Annotated in this window: 16 protein-coding genes; 8 read left to right on the plus strand and 8 right to left on the minus strand. The window is 55.8% G+C overall.

The genetic code is table 11. The annotated features are described in order from the left end of the window. The first annotated feature begins 31 nt into the window (after positions 1-31). Entirely contained in the window at positions 32-595 is a 564-nt protein-coding gene (rimL, locus tag DW56_RS10695) for a 50S ribosomal protein L7/L12-serine acetyltransferase (RefSeq protein WP_024554453.1), read from the plus strand. On the opposite strand, the gene ydcK is transcribed toward rimL, so the two are convergent. Further along, a complete protein-coding gene (gene ydcK / locus DW56_RS10700) occupies positions 592-1,572 on the minus strand; it encodes a YdcK family protein (RefSeq protein ID WP_024554452.1) in 981 nt (326 codons plus the stop codon). The two genes, rimL and ydcK, sit on opposite strands and share 4 nt — an antisense overlap. 125 nt (positions 1,573-1,697) lie before the next feature. Between ydcK and tehB the strand changes: the two genes are divergently transcribed. Together tehB and DW56_RS10710 are read left to right on the plus strand one after the other, a co-directional pair. Further along, the gene (tehB, locus tag DW56_RS10705) at positions 1,698-2,291 is read left to right on the plus strand and encodes a tellurite resistance methyltransferase TehB (RefSeq protein WP_024554451.1); all 594 of its coding nucleotides are present in this window, start codon (positions 1,698-1,700) and stop codon (positions 2,289-2,291) included. Between the two features lie 204 nt (positions 2,292-2,495). Then, positions 2,496-3,173: a DUF3313 domain-containing protein gene (locus DW56_RS10710; RefSeq protein ID WP_024554450.1), complete on the plus strand. Its 678-nt coding sequence runs from the start codon at positions 2,496-2,498 to the stop codon at positions 3,171-3,173. 27 nt (positions 3,174-3,200) lie between these two features. On the opposite strand, the gene DW56_RS10715 is transcribed toward DW56_RS10710, so the two are convergent. Both DW56_RS10715 and DW56_RS10720 read right to left on the minus strand, forming a co-directional pair. Beyond that, positions 3,201-4,436, minus strand: a complete 1,236-nt coding sequence (locus tag DW56_RS10715) for a benzoate/H(+) symporter BenE family transporter (RefSeq protein ID WP_071789808.1) — start codon at positions 4,434-4,436, stop codon at positions 3,201-3,203. Between the two features lie 201 nt (positions 4,437-4,637). Further along, positions 4,638-4,826, minus strand: a complete 189-nt coding sequence (locus DW56_RS10720) for a hypothetical protein (RefSeq protein WP_024554448.1) — start codon at positions 4,824-4,826, stop codon at positions 4,638-4,640. 336 nt (positions 4,827-5,162) lie between these two features. Between DW56_RS10720 and DW56_RS10725 the strand changes: the two genes are divergently transcribed. Next, entirely contained in the window at positions 5,163-5,699 is a 537-nt protein-coding gene (locus DW56_RS10725; protein WP_024554447.1) for a helix-turn-helix domain-containing protein, read from the plus strand. A 247-nt stretch (positions 5,700-5,946) separates the two neighbouring features. Further along, positions 5,947-7,911: a peptidase U32 family protein gene (locus tag DW56_RS10730; RefSeq protein ID WP_024554446.1), complete on the plus strand. Its 1,965-nt coding sequence runs from the start codon at positions 5,947-5,949 to the stop codon at positions 7,909-7,911. A gap of 26 nt (positions 7,912-7,937) precedes the next feature. Here the strand turns inward: DW56_RS10730 and DW56_RS10735 are convergent, their stop codons facing one another. Continuing rightward, positions 7,938-8,165, minus strand: coding sequence for a DUF2554 family protein (locus tag DW56_RS10735; protein WP_024554688.1), 228 nt, complete (start codon positions 8,163-8,165; stop codon positions 7,938-7,940). Positions 8,166-8,311: 146 nt separating this feature from the next. Beyond that, a complete protein-coding gene (locus DW56_RS10740) occupies positions 8,312-8,641 on the minus strand; it encodes a DMT family transporter (protein ID WP_024554687.1) in 330 nt (109 codons plus the stop codon). 456 nt (positions 8,642-9,097) lie between these two features. On the opposite strand from DW56_RS10740, the gene DW56_RS10745 reads away from it, so the two are divergent. Continuing rightward, positions 9,098-11,068: an alkyl/aryl-sulfatase gene (locus DW56_RS10745; protein ID WP_024554686.1), complete on the plus strand. Its 1,971-nt coding sequence runs from the start codon at positions 9,098-9,100 to the stop codon at positions 11,066-11,068. 221 nt (positions 11,069-11,289) lie between these two features. After that, positions 11,290-11,589 (plus strand): YicS family protein, encoded by a 300-nt coding sequence (locus tag DW56_RS10750; protein WP_024554685.1) that lies wholly within the window; start codon positions 11,290-11,292, stop codon positions 11,587-11,589. A 98-nt stretch (positions 11,590-11,687) separates the two neighbouring features. Here the strand turns inward: DW56_RS10750 and DW56_RS21695 are convergent, their stop codons facing one another. The 3 genes from DW56_RS21695 to DW56_RS10760 are packed head-to-tail and all read right to left on the minus strand — an operon-like array spanning position 11,688 to position 14,235. Continuing rightward, complete coding sequence (locus DW56_RS21695) at positions 11,688-11,822, minus strand: DUF2474 domain-containing protein (RefSeq protein ID WP_064503433.1); 135 nt, start codon at positions 11,820-11,822, stop codon at positions 11,688-11,690. Further along, the gene (gene cydB, locus DW56_RS10755; protein WP_024554684.1) at positions 11,822-12,832 is read right to left on the minus strand and encodes a cytochrome d ubiquinol oxidase subunit II; all 1,011 of its coding nucleotides are present in this window, start codon (positions 12,830-12,832) and stop codon (positions 11,822-11,824) included. Before cydB ends, DW56_RS21695 begins: the two co-directional genes overlap by 1 nt. Then, the gene (locus DW56_RS10760) at positions 12,832-14,235 is read right to left on the minus strand and encodes a cytochrome ubiquinol oxidase subunit I (protein ID WP_024554683.1); all 1,404 of its coding nucleotides are present in this window, start codon (positions 14,233-14,235) and stop codon (positions 12,832-12,834) included. Before DW56_RS10760 ends, cydB begins: the two co-directional genes overlap by 1 nt. Positions 14,236-14,438: 203 nt before the next feature. Between DW56_RS10760 and DW56_RS10765 the strand changes: the two genes are divergently transcribed. Beyond that, positions 14,439-15,869 carry an aminotransferase-like domain-containing protein gene (locus tag DW56_RS10765; RefSeq protein ID WP_024554682.1) on the plus strand — a complete coding sequence of 477 codons (1,431 nt, stop codon included), beginning with the start codon at positions 14,439-14,441 and terminating at the stop codon, positions 15,867-15,869. Positions 15,870-16,119: the final 250 nt, after the last annotated feature.

Raw genomic sequence — 16,119 nt, forward strand, 5'->3', positions numbered from 1 at the left:
GTTTACTCGTTAACGCAATCAGGAGCCCCCTTTGCAGGAAACTCAACACTGGCAGGATGAGATAATCACGGTCAACGATCACCTGAAGCTCCACTCGGTGAATGAATCTTTTGCCGGGGCGTTGTTTGAGCTGGTCATGCGCAACAAGTCCGCGCTGCAAAAAGCGATGGACTGGCCGCAGTATGTGAGATCGGAAGAAGATACCCGCAAAACGATCCAGGGCAATTACCTGCTGCACCATCGCGGCTATGCCAAAATGTTCCTGATTCTGGAGCAAGAGGAACTGATTGGGGTGCTCTCCTTTAACCAGATTGAGCCTGCTAATAAAACGGCTTACGTAGGCTACTGGCTGGACGAAGCCTGGCAGGGAAAGGGGTTGCTGTCGCAGGCGTTGCAGGCGTTTATCGCACGTTATGCAGATTCAGGGCAGGTGCGGCGATTCGTCATCAAATGCCGGGTGGCGAATGAAGCGAGCAACCGCGTGGCCCTGCGCAACGGTTTCAGGCTTGAGGGGACGCTGAAAGAGGCGGAATACCTCAACGGACAATTCCACGACCAGAATATCTACGCGCGGATCATCGACAAACGGCGCTAAATGGCGCCCAGCACCGGCGTGCGGGTCACGTGCTGGGCGCCATTCACCGTTTTATGCCCCCGCAGATGCAGCGGGGCGCCGTTGAAAGCCTCGACGATGGCGTTGTCAAACACCTGCACGCCTTCTTCTATCAGGACATTGCCTTTGACCTGCGCATGGCCGAAGATGCGCGCGCCGCCGTCCAGCATAAGCGGGCCGCCTGAAAGCCGGGCATGGTCAAACACGTCCACATGATGCTTAAGCACGCAGTTGCCTTCAACCACCGCATGACCATATACCTGCGCGCTGTAGCGCAGCGTCGGCACATCTTCCTCGCCGCGTCCGGCAACAATGCGTGCGTTGCCATATACTCTGGCGCAGTCGCAGACCCAGACATCGTTATCTTCGTTGCCTTCGAGCATCGCGTTTTCATAAATTTCCGCCCGATGCTCGACGAAAGCATAAGTCACCAGCGCATGGCCATAGATTTGCGCCTGATGAACAATGCGCGAGGCGCTGACGGTAGCATGGCCGTAGATGTGCAATTGCCGTTCGCCGTCGGGCGTCAGGCCTTTCGCCGCCAGCACCAGGCTGCCGTTCATCACCCGCGCTTCGCCAAAAATATGGCACTCGCCCCGGACCTGGGAGCTTTGCACCATGGCGTTGCCGCTGACGTGGGCGCGCTCGCTTATCTGCGCGTGATCGATCCAGGCGTTATCGCTGATTTTCGCGCCGTCGCGAATATCGCAGGGCTGCGTCAGGCGCGCGTTGCCGCTGACCCTGGCGCCGCCGAAAACCACGCTGTTTTCATCGTAAATCCAGCAGTCGCCTTGCTGGCTCAGGCACTCTTCATCTTCCACCCAGCCGCCGGCCGCGCCGGCTTTCACATCCGCAAAGTCGCGCAGGGCGCGGATCTGGCGCAACGCAACGCTCTTTTTTTCGCCGCCTTCACTCCAGGTGAATTTCCGCACGTCATCGCCCAGTTCATATTTACTCATGGCTTCGCTTTCCTCTTCACGCCCTGCAATAAACGTAGCAGAGATTTTTGCGCTGGCGGTGCGCGGCTGGCTTCCTTAAAATGTAGATAAAATGCATCTTAACGAAACGACGCAGGATACCCGCAATGACTATTCGTGACGAAAATTACTTCACTGAAAAATATGGCCTTACCGCCACGCATTCTGAAGTGCTGAATGCCGTAAAGTATATTCAGCCAGGGAAAACCCTCGATCTGGGCTGCGGCAACGGGCGCAACAGCCTTTATCTGGCGGCGCGCGGCTTTGACGTTACCGCCTGGGATAAAAACCCGTCCAGCATTGCGAATTTGCAGCGCATTGTTGAAGCGGAATCCCTGCCCAACCTGAAGGCGGATATCGCCGATTTAAACAGCTTGAGTTTCGAGAGCGACTATGACTTTATCCTCTCGACCGTGGTGCTGATGTTTCTTGAGCCGGCAACCATTCCCCGCCTGATTGAAAATATGCAGCGCTGCACCCGTCCCGGCGGATATAACCTGATTGTGGCGGCGATGAATACGAAAGATTATCCCTGCAACGTCGGCTTTCCTTTTGCCTTTAGCGAAGGGGAATTAAAAAACTATTACGCCGGGTGGGAGCTCATTAAATACAACGAAAACCCAGGCGAGCTTCACCGAACCGACGCCAACGGCAACCGAATCAAACTGCGTTTCGCCACGCTGCTGGCTAAAAAAGCGTAAATAAGTAAGGCGGGTAAACACGGGTTTACTCGCTTTTTCATTTTCAATAATGATTATCTGCGAGCAATTTATAAATAATAACTATATGTCTGTTCTGAAAATGGCCGATTAACGCGGCTATCCCTGAAAAAGCCTTTTTAAGATCCAGAATCGACCTGTTTTTACGCTATCTTCCCGCTCTCTTACTCATTGCAGAGAATAAAAATGCGTACTCACTCACTTATTAAAGCAACATTACTTTCTTCGTTGCTGGTTCTGGCTGGTTGCTCGGCGAAAGTTACAGAGCCTGAAAAATATTCGGGTTTTTTAAAAGACTACTCCAGCCTGCAAGAGACCACATCGCCTGGCGGCAAACCTGTGCTGCGCTGGGTGGACCCAAACTTTAACAGCGCCAGTTACGACAGCATCGTTTATAACCCCATCACCTTTTACCCCGAAGCGCGCCCGACCACGCAGGTGGGGCAGCAAGTGCTGAACGGGTTACTGGATTACACCAACAGTAAACTGAAGACGGCCGTGCAGCAGCGAAAACCGCTGGTCGCCACGCCTGGCCCGCGCAGCCTGATTTTCCGTGGCGCCATCACCGGCGTGGACAGCAGCAAAGAAGGGCTGCATTTCTATGAAGTGGTGCCGGTGGCGCTGCTGGTGGCCGGCACGCAAATGGCGACAGGGCACCGCACCATGGACACCCATCTTTACTTCGAAGGCGAACTGATTGACGCCGCCACCCGTCAGCCGGTGGTGAAGGTGGTGCGCATGGGCGAAGGAAAAGATTTGAATAATGAAAAAGCGCCGATGACGTTAGAAACATTAAAACAGGTGGTCGACGATATGGCGACCGACGCGTCGCTGTTTGAGGTGAATGGCGCTGGCGTGAAGTAAACGAAAAGGGAGCGAAGCTCCCTTTTTTCATGCCTTTTTCTCTTTACTTAACGGCGCTTCGCGCCGCGCAAGTGAAAAAATCGCGTAGCTTATTCCCCCAACCGCCAGACCCCAGAACGCAGAACCAACGCCCAGCAGCGTCATGCCGCTTGCGGTCACCAGAAAAGTGACGACGGCCGCGTCGCGTTCGTTTTCTTTCACCAGCGCCTGATGCAGGCTGGCGCTGATGGTGCCCAGCAGCGCCAGCCCGGCAAGCATCTGGATCCAGGGCAGCGGCAGGGCGGCAAGCAATGAGGTGATTGAGCCGCCGAACAGTCCCGCCAGCAGATAAAAACCGCCTGCGGCGGCCGCGGCGAGCCAGCGCTTGCTGGCGTCCGGGTGCGCATCCGGGCTCTGACAAATGGCGGCGGTGATCGCCGCAATGCAGATGGAAAATACGCCGAAGGGCGACAGCAGCAGGGCCAGCGCCCCGGTGGCGACAATCAGCGGCGAGACGGGAAGCCTGTAACCCGCGGCCTGCATAGTGGCAAGCCCTGGCGCGTTTTGCGAAGCCATGGTGACCAGGAAAAAGGGCAGGCCGATGCCTGTCAGCGAAGCCAGCGTAAAGTGAGGCGCAACAAAAGCGGGGGCCACGACCTCAAAGCGCAGCGCCGCGCTTTGTATCTGGCCGCCGAGCCAGGAGATCGCCAGGCCTGTGATGAGCGTGACCACAATGGCGTAACGCGGCATGCGCGCTTTGGCTACCACCCAGGCCGCCAGCATGCCGCCGCAAAGCCAGAAATGGCCCTCCAGCGCGCTAAATGCCTGCAAACCGAAGCGAAGCAAAATCCCCGCCAGCATCGCCGCTGCCAGAGACGGCGGAATGATTTTCATCAGGCGGGCGAAAAGACCCGTTATGCCGCAAAGCACAATCAAAACGTTGGCGAAAATAAACACGCCTACCGCCTCATTGAGCGTGCTGCCTTGCAGGCTGGTGGCGAGCAGCGCCGCGCCGGGGGTAGACCAGGCCGTGAGCACGGGCGCGCGATACCAGAAACTCAGCGCCAGCGTGCTGACCCCCATGCCAATGCCAAGCGCTGTCATCCACCCGGCGATTTGCCCGACGCTTGCCCCCGCAGCGGCGGCGGCCTGCCAGATAATCGCCGCCGAACTGGCGTAGCCCACCAGCACCGCCACAAAACCAGCAAGCGCGGTGGGGAGAGGAAAAGAAAACTGACGCATAAAGGCTCCGCTGTGCGTTATAACGTCCGCGCAGCGTAGCATTGTGCGTTATAGCGCACAAGTGCGTTCAGGAAACGAAAGGGCACATTTATTTCTGACAAGCACATTATTGCCAGCACGATAAATAACGCTCACTGCGCAGCGCTAAAATAACGATCAACCGCAGCGGTTATTTCACCGTTCTTTTTCACTGGAGTTAGAGGGCAGAGAAGAATAAAGAAACCGGCATTCCTTTGCCGGGGGTTATTTGCGCTCCTGCGGCGGATCGTTGGGCGGCGGCGTGGCTTTTCCCGCTTTTTGCCCGGCATCCACCGAACGGTCATGCGTATTTTTATACCCCACGCCATCTTTATTACCGCGACGGCCGCCCGCCTGAACCGGCGCAGGCCAGTGACGAGACGCAGAGACTGAAGTGACGATATTCTCAGACATACCGACCTCCTGAGAGTAACAGCTTCGTTATATAAACGCGGCGCAAAAGAAACGGTTTTGCGCGCCTGTGAATGACTAACTATAGCAGTGGAAAAAGAAAGAAAAGGCGGTGCGACATCAGCAGTAAATAAACCGCCGTAACGTGCTGTAAATCAAGTGGCGTTGTGATGACATTAATAAACCTAACGGTTTATGCGTAATGAAAAGCGAAAAAACGGGCAGGTAAAATACCCGGGCGCCACAGACCGCCAGAAGCGGGCCGGTCTGTGCGTGATCCGCTTGCGCCGCAATGCTATCTTTAGCGTTTTCTATGCCCGCCGGGAACCCGTAAGCATTATGGATATCGCCACGTACCTTGCCGCCACCCTGAAAGCGCTTCGCCAGAGCCGCGGCTTAAGCCTGACGCAGGCCGCTGAGTTAACCGGCGTGTCGAAAGCCATGCTTGGCCAGATCGAGCGCAACGAATCAAGCCCGACGGTGGCCACGCTCTGGAAAATCGCCACCGGTTTTAACGTGCCCTTCTCGCGCTTTATCGCGCCGCCGCAAGCGAGCGCGCCGCAGCAATATGATCCGGATAAACAGGCGATGGTTATTACGCCGCTTTTTCCCTGGGACGAAGCGCTGCGCTTTGAGCTTTTCGCCATTACGCTTGCGCCTGGCGCCGAGAGTGAGTCAACGCCGCACGAGGCGGGGGTGATTGAGCATGTGGTGGTTATTGAGGGCGAGCTGGAGATGCGCATTCAGGAGCGCTGGCAGCGTCTGGTGGCAGGGGAAGGGCTGCGGTTTCATGGCGACCAGCCTCACGTTTACCGCAACGCCTGCGCGCGGCCAACGCGTTTTCATTCCCTCATTCATTACGCGAAACCGGAATAAAAAAAACCGCAAGCAAGCTTGCGGCAAGTGACAACGACAAACTACAACGACTAGCGATACTGAGGTGAACAATCAGGAATACAGCTTCAGCTTAACGACTCCGCTCACGCCCGGGAAATAACAAATCCGCCCATGCTTTGCCGCCCTGTGCAAAACGTCTGTTAAGCGCAGCCGCGAAACTATTTCTGATCTGCCAGGGTTCTGACTACAATAGCCGCCTTTCCATGACCAATAACGAACAAAATTTATGCGCCTGCAATCCCATCATCTTGAACTGCTCAGCCCCGCCCGTGACGCCAACATCGCCCGTGAGGCCATCCTGCATGGCGCAGACGCGGTCTATATCGGCGGCCCTGGTTTCGGCGCCCGCCATAACGCCAGCAACAGCCTGAAAGATATCGCAGAGCTGGTGCCCTTCGCCCACCGCTTTGGCGCGAAGGTATTTGTCACGCTGAACACGATTTTGCACGACAACGAGCTGGAGCCTGCGCAAAAGCTGATCACCGACCTCTACCAGACCGGCGTGGATGCGCTGATTGTGCAGGACATGGGGATTCTGGAGCTGGATATTCCGCCCATCGAACTGCACGCCAGCACCCAGTGCGATATTCGCACCCCGGAAAAAGCGAAATTTCTCGCCGACGCGGGCTTCACGCAGATTGTTCTGGCGCGCGAGCTGAACCTGAACCAGATCCAGGCTATCCACGAGGCGGCGGGCGCCACGATTGAATTCTTCGTGCATGGCGCGCTGTGCGTGGCTTATTCCGGCCAGTGTTACATTTCTCATGCGCAGACCGGACGCAGCGCCAACCGCGGCGACTGCTCGCAGGCCTGCCGTCTGCCGTATACCCTGAAAGATGACCAGGGGCGCGTGGTGGCGTATGAAAAACATCTGCTGTCGATGAAAGACAACGATCAGACCGCCAACCTGGCGGCGCTTATCGACGCAGGCGTGCGCTCTTTCAAAATCGAAGGGCGCTACAAGGACATGAGCTATGTGAAAAACATCACCGCCCATTACCGGCAGATGCTGGATGCGATTATTGAAGATCGCGGCGACCTGGCGCGCGCGTCTGCGGGCAACACGGCGCACTATTTCGTTCCGTCTACCGATAAAACGTTCCATCGCGGCAGCACCGATTACTTCGTCAATGCGCGCAAAATGGATATCGGCGCGTTCGACACCCCCACGTTTGTCGGCCTGCCGGTAGGCGAAGTGCTGAAAGTGGGCAAAGATCATCTGGATGTGGAAACCACCGAGCCGCTGGCGAATGGCGATGGCCTGAACGTCATGATAAAGCGCGAAGTGGTGGGTTTTCGCGTGAACGTGGCGGAGAAAACCGGCGAAAACCGCTACCGTGTTTTCCCTAACGAGATGCCGGATGCGCTGAGAACCTTGCGTGCGCACCATCGCCTTAACCGCAACCTCGACCACAACTGGCAGCAGGCGCTGCTGAAAACCTCCAGCGAACGCCGTGTTGGGGTCGATATCGAGCTGGGCGGCTGGCAGGAGCAGCTTATCCTGACCGTCACCAGCGAAGATGGCGTCAGCGTCACCCGCACGCTGGATGGCGCGTTCGACGTTGCCAACAACGCGGAAAAGGCGATGGCGAACCTGAAAGAGGGGCTGGCTAAGCTCGGCCAGACTATCTATTACGCCCGCAATATCGACATCACGCTGCCCGGCGCGCTGTTTGTGCCGAACAGCCTGCTGAACCCGCTGCGCCGCGAAGCCATTGACGCGCTGGATGAAGCGCGTCTGGCCAACTACCAGCGCGGCAGCCGCAAGCCGGTTTCCGTACCGCCGCCGGTGTACCCGGAGACGCACCTGACCTTCCTGTCTAACGTCTACAACCAAAAAGCGCGCGATTTCTACCAGCGTTACGGCGTGCAGCTTATCGACGCGGCTTATGAAGCGCATGAAGAGAAGGGCGACGTGCCGGTGATGATCACCAAGCACTGCCTGCGCTTTGCCTTCAACCTTTGCCCGAAACAGGCGAAAGGCAACATCAAAAGCTGGCGCGCCACGCCGATGCAGCTGGTTCACGGCGACGAAGTGCTGACGCTGAAGTTCGACTGCAAACCCTGCGAAATGCACGTGGTCGGCAAGATCAAAAATCACATTCTGAAAATGCCGCAGCCCGGCAGCGTGGTGGCTTCCATCAGCCCGGACGATTTGTTAAAGACATTGCCAAAGCATAAACATGCCTGATTAAAAGCCCGCTTAAGCGGGCTTTTTTATGGTAACTGGCGGGCGGGTTTGCGGGCGCTGAACCCGTGGCGTTCGCGCAGGGCGTCGGCGGCCTCTTCAGCCACGGCGCGCAGTTCGTCGCTGTCGGCCTCATGGCGCAACTGAGCATCGGGGTTCTTAACCCGGAAAAAAGTATGTTCGCCCGCATGCGCGGCATACTGCCCGGAAAAGAGCGCGCCGCAAAGCAGCAGAGCGCTTAGCGCCTTTTTTAACATTTGCCCGGATCCCTTAACTGCCAACGGTGCGCGCACTATCGCAATAATAACGTCTGTTTATTATTGCGAAGTTCAAAGCGCTGAAAAGGCGTTGTCAGGATTGCAAAGCATTTGCAGGATTTGTCTTTGTTGAGGCGGCGTTGAGCTTAATGCGCGACGGAGCGGGAAAAGAGGTTTATCACCAGCACCCCCAGGATAATCAGCGCCATGCCGAGTATGGCTGGCCAGTCCAGCTTTTGCCCCAGCAGCAGCCAGCTCACCACGCCGATCAGCACAATGCCGACGCCCGACCAGATAGCGTAAATCACGCCGGTTGGGAGCGTTCGCATCGGGAAAGTCAGGCTGTAGAACGAAAGCCCATAGAAAACTACCGTGGCGATGCTCGGCAGCAATTTCGTGAAGCTGTCGGAGAGCTTAAGACAGGTGGTGGCGATAACTTCGCAAATAATGGCGACGCCGAGCAGTAGGTAATTCATCGTGCAGGCTCCTTAAAAGTAAGAGCGGGAAAGCATAGCGGAGGGGGCGGGAGAGGGGCAAGGCGAGAAAAGATCCCGGAACAGAAACCGGTGCAGAAATAAACGAAGCGTTAATGAATAAAAAATCCAGGAACAGAAACCGGTGCGGAAATAAGCGAAGCGTTAATGAATAAAGCGGCATCGAAGCGGGAGTAAAAAACTTTATTTTTTATTGCTCTGTTTTTCCGAGTCGTGGATCCAATAAACAAATACATAACGAAAATACCTCGGATTAACACTATCTCATTAATATAACCGGCCCTTTGTTAATCATTTTTTCTTTTTAATTTATTGCCCAATAAAAAGGCATGGTTATATTTATTTATATTTGTTCGTTTTTCTTTGCATTTATTGAAACATTTCAGCCAGGACCAGACGTTTTAACAAACATCGTAAAGTTCACTGAGAGGTTTTAGGATGAAAGTCAAACCGATTGTCAGAAGTTTCGCGCTCGCAGGTTTGTTCGTTTCCGCAGCATCCTGGGCAGCTGAAGCGCCAAAAGAGGCAACCGCCGCCACCCAGCAAGCCAACAACGCACTGTTTAGTCAGCTCCCTTTCTCTGATAACACCGATTTTACCAATGCCCATAAAGGGTTTATCGCGCCACTGCCGCAGGAAATTATTAAAGGCGAGCAAGGCAATGTTATCTGGAATCCGCAGCAGTATGCCTTTATCAAAGAAGGGGATAAAGCGCCAGATACGGTTAACCCAAGTTTATGGCGGCAGTCTCAACTGATTAATATCAGCGGGCTGTTTGAAGTGACCGAAGGCGTATATCAAATCCGCAACCTCGACCTTTCAAATATGACGATTATTGAAGGTCAGACGGGCGTAACGGTGGTGGACCCGCTGGTCTCTGCGGAAACCGCTAAAGTCGGCATGGATCTCTACTTCAAAAACCGGGGCCAAAAACCGGTCGTTGCCATTATTTATACCCACAGCCACGTCGACCATTATGGCGGTGTGCGGGGCGTAGTGAATGAAGAGGATGTTAAGTCGGGCAAAGTTAAGGTTTACGCCCCGGCCGGATTTATGGAGGCGGCGGTTGCGGAGAACATTATGGCAGGTAACGTAATGAGCCGCCGCGCCAGTTATATGTATGGCAACCTGCTGAAACCCGACGCCAAAGGCCAGGTTGGCGCCGGGCTGGGTACAACGACCTCTGCCGGTACGGTAACGCTAATCGCCCCGACAAATATCATTGAAAAAGATGGGCAGAAAGAGGTGATTGACGGCCTGACCTATGATTTTATGCTGGCGCCAGGCTCTGAGGCGCCTTCAGAAATGCTGTGGTTCATTGAAGAGAAGAAACTTATCGAATCCGCTGAAGATGTCACCCACACCCTGCATAACACTTACTCGTTACGTGGGGCAAAAATACGTGAACCGCTGCCCTGGTCCAAATACATTAACCAGGCGATTGTACGCTGGGGCGATAAAGCAGAAATCATTATGGCCCAGCATCACTGGCCGACCTGGGGCAAAGAAAATGTGCTCAATCTGCTGAAAAGCCAGCGTGATTTGTACCGCTACATTAACGACCAGACGCTGCGGATGGCGAACGAAGGGATGACGCGTGACGAAATCGCCGCTAACTTCAAACTGCCGGATTCGCTGGCCCATACCTGGGCCAACCGCGGCTACTACGGTTCGGTAAGCCACGACGTGAAAGCCACTTATGTCCTCTATCTTGGCTGGTTCGACGGCAATCCGGCGACCCTGGATGAGTTGCCGCCCGAGGAAGCCGCGAAGAAATTTGTGGAGTATATGGGCGGGGCGGATGCCATTCTGCAAAAGGCAAAAAGTGATTTTGACCAGGGCAACTATCGCTGGGTGGCGCAGGTGGTAAGCAAAGTCGTTTTCGCCGATCCCAATAATCAGGCGGCGCGCAACCTGGAAGCCGACGCGCTGGAACAGCTGGGTTACCAGGCAGAATCCGGTCCGTGGCGTAACTTCTACCTTACCGGCGCGCAGGAGTTGCGAAACGGCGTAATGCAAGGCCCAACGCCAAACACCGCCAGCCCGGATACGGTGCGGGCTATGACGCCGGAAATGTTCTTCGACTATCTTGCGGTGCATATCAACGGTGAAAAAGCCGCAGGCGCTAAATCGGTATTCAATATCGACCTTGGCAACGATGGCGGCAAATATAAGCTGGAGCTGGAAAACGGCGTGCTGAACCACACCGCGGATGCGCAGGCGCAGAATGCCGACGCCACGATTACCCTGAACCGCGATACGCTGAATAAAATTATCCTTAAAGAAGTGACGCTGAAACAGGCGCAGGAGAGCGGCGACGTGAAAATTACCGGCGACGGCGCCAAACTCGATGCGATGCTCGGCTACATGGATAAATTTGAATTCTGGTTCAATATCGTTACGCCATAAACGGGCTTACCCTCGCGCGTCAGCGCGAGGGCTTCTTTCCCTCTGTAACATTATCTTTTACGGGCAAATAACGGTCATGCGATGGGTTCGCTAACCTTAATTACAGCCGCCGTTTCTGGCTACAATGGAACAGAAGGTGGCAAACAGGCCTTCAACGGCATGCTGGTGAGAAATAAAACGCGCTGAGTTTTTGACTGCCCTTGTTAACCCAGGAGAGGAATATGAAACTTCATCAAGTTGCGGCTTTTACTTTTGGCCTGTCTGTTTCTGCGCTAGCGATAGCCGATTCGCCGATGGCGAGTTTAGAATTCTACTCTTATAAAAGCACTATTGTTAAAGACCTGAAAAAGCACTGCGACATTAACCATACGGCAAATGATGATAAATGGCTGGACCAGGTATTGGCTCACGGCAATAACAGACTCCTGCTTAATAATGCCCTTGCCGAACTTAAAAAGAACGATCGGCAAAAATATGACGCGACTATTAATGAAATTCAGTGCCCCTCTGCTGGGGCCTGACAATTAACGCGGATAAATGATTTATTAGCGAGTGAACGGCGATACCAGGCGGGCGGCAACGTGCCTGCCCGCCTTGTTGAGTTTTGCCTTTGCTTAACCTAATGCGTCTTTAACCCCGCCGCGGTCATTAGCATCCTGAACACCATCGACACCGCCGTGAGCGCCAACACGCTGGCGACCCAGATGGCCGCCATCCAGAGCAGCCGTTTCCATAAGGGAGTGTGCGCCGCCATCAATGATAACCCTCCCCGTGCTGTACTTTGCCCCGGAACACGTAGTAGCTCCAGAAGGTGTACATCAGAATAACCGGCAGGATAAGCAGGGCGCCCACCAGCATAAAGCCCTGGCTCGCAGGCGGCGCGGCGGCCTGCCAGAGGGTAATGTCAGGGGGAATAATGTGCGGCCAGATGCTGATGCCAAGCCCGCTGAACCCTAAGAAAATCAGCCCGAGCGTCAGCACAAACGGCAGCGTGTGGCTTGCCGGGTCAGCCAGCTTGCGCCACAGGCCCAGGCTGAACAGCACCACCAGCACCGGCACCGGCAGCAGGAAATAAAGATTCGGCAGCGTGAACCAGCGCTCCGCCACGGCGGAATGCGCAAGCGGCGTCCAGGCGCTGATAATCGCCATTACCACCAGCAGCGCCACCAGCAACGACTTCGCCACGCTGCGCATGCGGCTTAGCAGCGGATCTTCGCTCTTCATCACCAGCCAGCTTGCGCCCAGCAGCGCATAGGCCACCACCAGCCCGAACCCGCAGAACAGGTTAAAGGGAGTCAGCCAGTCCAGCGCCGAGCCGCTGAAACGACGGCCCGTTACAGAAAAGCCGTTCAGCACTGCGCCGACCACGATACCCTGGCAAAAGGTGGCGAGCAGGGAGCCGAAAACGAAAGACTTATCCCAGAACGCACGGTGCGCGGCAACCGCTTTAAAGCGAAACTCAAAGGCTACGCCGCGGAAAATAAGGCCAATCAGCATCAGCGTGAGCGGAATAGTCAGCGCATCAATAATCACCGCGTAGGCCAGCGGAAAGGCGCCGAACAGCCCTGCGCCTCCCAGCACCAGCCAGGTTTCGTTGCCGTCCCACACCGGCGCAACGGTGTTTACCATAACGTCGCGGTCATGCGGATCGCGCACGAACGGGAAGAGAATGCCGATACCGAGATCGAACCCGTCCATCACGATGTACATCAGCGTGGCGAAGACAATTATTACAAACCAGATTAAAGAGAGATCGATACCCATTACGGTTTCTCCTGTTCCAGAGATTCGCCAGCCGCTGAAAGCGGACGCGCCGGGGTGCCGGTGGTTGAAGAGGGCAGATGATCCACAGGCTGCGGGCCTTTCTTAATAAGCCGCACCATGTAGTAATACCCCACGCCGAAGACGGCGGAATAGACCACGATAAACGTCAGCAGACTCAGGCTCATCTGCAAGTCGCCGTGGCCGGAAACCGCATCCCTTGTGCGCAGCAGGCCATACACCACCCAGGGCTGACGGCCCACTTCCGTCGTCACCCAGCCGGCGAGGATCGCCAGCAGACCGGCGGGGCCCATCCACAGCGCGAAGTGATGGAAAGGCCGCGAGCGGTAGAGCGTGCCTTTGTGGCGCAGCCAGAGGCTCAGCACCCCCATCAGGATCATCAACAGCCCCATCGCCACCATGATGCGAAACGACCAGAAGACAATGGTGGAGTTAGGCCGCTCATCCTTCGCAAACTCCTTCAGCGCCGGTACCTGCTGGTCCAGGCTGTGGGTCAGGATTAGACTGCCGAGCATGGGGATTTCCAGCCCATATTTCGTGCGCTCTTCTTCCATATCCGGCAGGCCGAAGAGCAGCAGCGGCGTCGCCTCGCCCGGCGGGTTCTCCCAGTGGCCTTCAATAGCGGCGATTTTGGCTGGCTGATACTTAAGCGTATTCAGACCGTGCATATCGCCAACAAAGGCCTGGATGGGCGCGACGATAAGCGCCATCCACAGCGCCATGGAAAACATCCGGCGAATCGCAGGCGTATTGTTGCCATGTAACAGATGCCAGGCGGCGGAGGCGCCAACAAACAGCGCGCTGCTGAGAAACGCCGCTATCGACATATGCAGCAGGCGGAAAGGGAACGAAGGGTTAAATACCACGGCGAACCAGTCTACCGGCACCACCTGGCCGTTATGGATTTCGTAGCCCTGCGGCGTGTGCATCCAGCTGTTGGAGGAGAGGATCCAGAACGTCGACATCAGTGTGCCGAGCGCCACCATGCAGGTGGCAAGAAAATGAAGCCCCGGCCCCACTTTATTCCAGCCAAAGAGCATAACGCCCAGAAAGCCCGCCTCCAGGAAGAAGGCGGTGAGCACTTCATAAGTGAGCAGCGGGCCGGTAATACTGCCTGCGAACTCAGAGAAGCCGCTCCAGTTAGTACCGAACTGATAAGCCATCACCAGCCCGGAAACGACGCCCATGCCGAAGTTAACGGCGAAAATCTTCACCCAGAAATGGTAAAGCGACCGCCACACGGGGTTTTTGGTTTTGAGCCATAAGCCTTCCAGCACCGCCAGGTAACTGGCAAGCCCGATGGTAATGGCGGGAAAAATGATATGGAAAGAGACAGTAAAGGCGAACTGAATCCTTGCCAGGATAAAAGCGTCTAGACCAAACATGCAAACCTCATGACATAACGTTGTCTGCGACAAAGAGTACTCGGGCGCGGCTGAAACTTGCAGAAACAGAATGGCGCTATTTGACTATAACAGTTAATTAAAAAGTTGCGATTTTACGCAGCTGATCTAACCAAGCGGCAGGCGATTGCTTTATACTCGTTAACTCTTTGTTAAAACAGGCTCCCGTCGCAGGGAGGGCAAGCATGAAAAAGTACCAACGGCTGGTGCAGCAGATAATCGACCAGATTGCGCTTGGCGTCTGGCATCCGGGCGACAGGCTGCCCTCGCTGCGCGAGCAGGTCGCCAGCAGCGGCATGAGCCTGATGACGGTAAGCCATGCCTATCAGATGCTGGAAAGCCAGGGGGTCATCGTCGCCCGTCCGCAGTCGGGCTACTACGTGGCGCCGCAGCCGCAGGCCCGTACGCCCCAGCCGCCCGAGCAGATCCGCCGCGACGAGCAAGTTGATATCAATACCTATATTTTCGAGGTGTTGCAGGCGAGTACGGATGCCTCGGTGGTGCCGTTTGGCTCTGCTTTCCCGGACCCGCGCCTTTTCCCGCTCGCGCAGCTTAACCGCTCGCTGTCCAACGTCAGTAAATACGCTAACGCCATGAGCGTGATTGAAAACCTGCCGCCGGGCAACGAAGCGCTGCGTCACGCCATCGCCCGCCGTTATGCCCAGCAGGGGGTTAACGTCTCGCCAGAGGAGATAGTGATCACCGCCGGCGCGCTCGAAGCGCTTAACCTGAGCCTGCAAGCCGTGACGGAGCCGGGCGACTGGGTGATTGTGGAAAACCCCTGCTTTTATGGCGCGTTGCAGGCGCTGGAGCGGCTGCGCCTGAAGGCGCTGTCGGTGGCGACCGACGCCGAAGAGGGCATCGATCTCGACGCGCTCGCCCAGGCGCTGCAAGACTACCCGGTGAAAGCGTGCTGGCTGATGACCAACGCGCAAAATCCGCTGGGCTTTACCTTAAGCCCGGAGAAAAAGGCGCGGCTGGTGGCGCTGCTTTCACAGCATAACGTCACGCTGATTGAGGATGACGTTTACAGCGAGCTTTACTACGGGCGCGACAAACCCTTGCCGGCGCGCGCCTGGGATGAGAAAGGCATCACGCTGCACTGTTCCTCTTTTTCAAAATGTCTGGTGGCGGGGTTTCGTATTGGTTGGGTGGCGGCAGGCCGCCACGCGCGGCGTATTCAGCAGTTACAGCTGATGAGCACGCTTTCAACCAGTTCGCCGATGCAAATGGCGCTGGTGGATTACCTGGCGACTCGCCGCTATGACGCCCATTTGCGTCGCCTGCGCCGCCAGCTTGCCGAGCGTAAGCAGCAGGCCTGGCAGGCGCTGCGCCGCCATCTTCCCGCCGGGGTGCGCATTCACCGCAGCGAAAGCGGCTACTTTTTATGGATTGAATTGCCCGCCGGGCTGGATGCGGGGGCGCTTGGCGAGCAGGCGTTGCGCCAGCAGATAAGCATCGCGCCAGGGCGCATGTTCTCTACCAGCGACGCCTGGCATAATTTCTTTCGCTTCAACGCCTCCTGGGAATGGGGAGAGCGGGAAGAGCAGGCGGTTATCCGCCTTGCCGACCTTATTCGTCGCGCGTTAGCCGCCCCTGCGTCGCTCAGCGCCTGATGGTTTTAATTGGCTTGCCCGGCGGGTTATATACTTTTTACCGCCGGGCTTTCTCATTTAAAGAATAAGTTATTCGCACGGTGGAAATAATAAAAAAATAAAACAAACTGCCGTTTTATCTATTTCACGCAAACAACTTATCATTCCGGTCATAGGGAATTCTGATACTTTTCTCTTCGCGCTTCACAAAGCTAACCTACTGTCTACACTATGAAAAAGCGCGCAATTAATTCTGCAACTTTCTTCGCAG

It is taken from the genome of Franconibacter helveticus LMG 23732 (genome assembly GCF_000463115.2).
Classification (GTDB): Bacteria; Pseudomonadota; Gammaproteobacteria; order Enterobacterales; family Enterobacteriaceae; genus Franconibacter; species Franconibacter helveticus.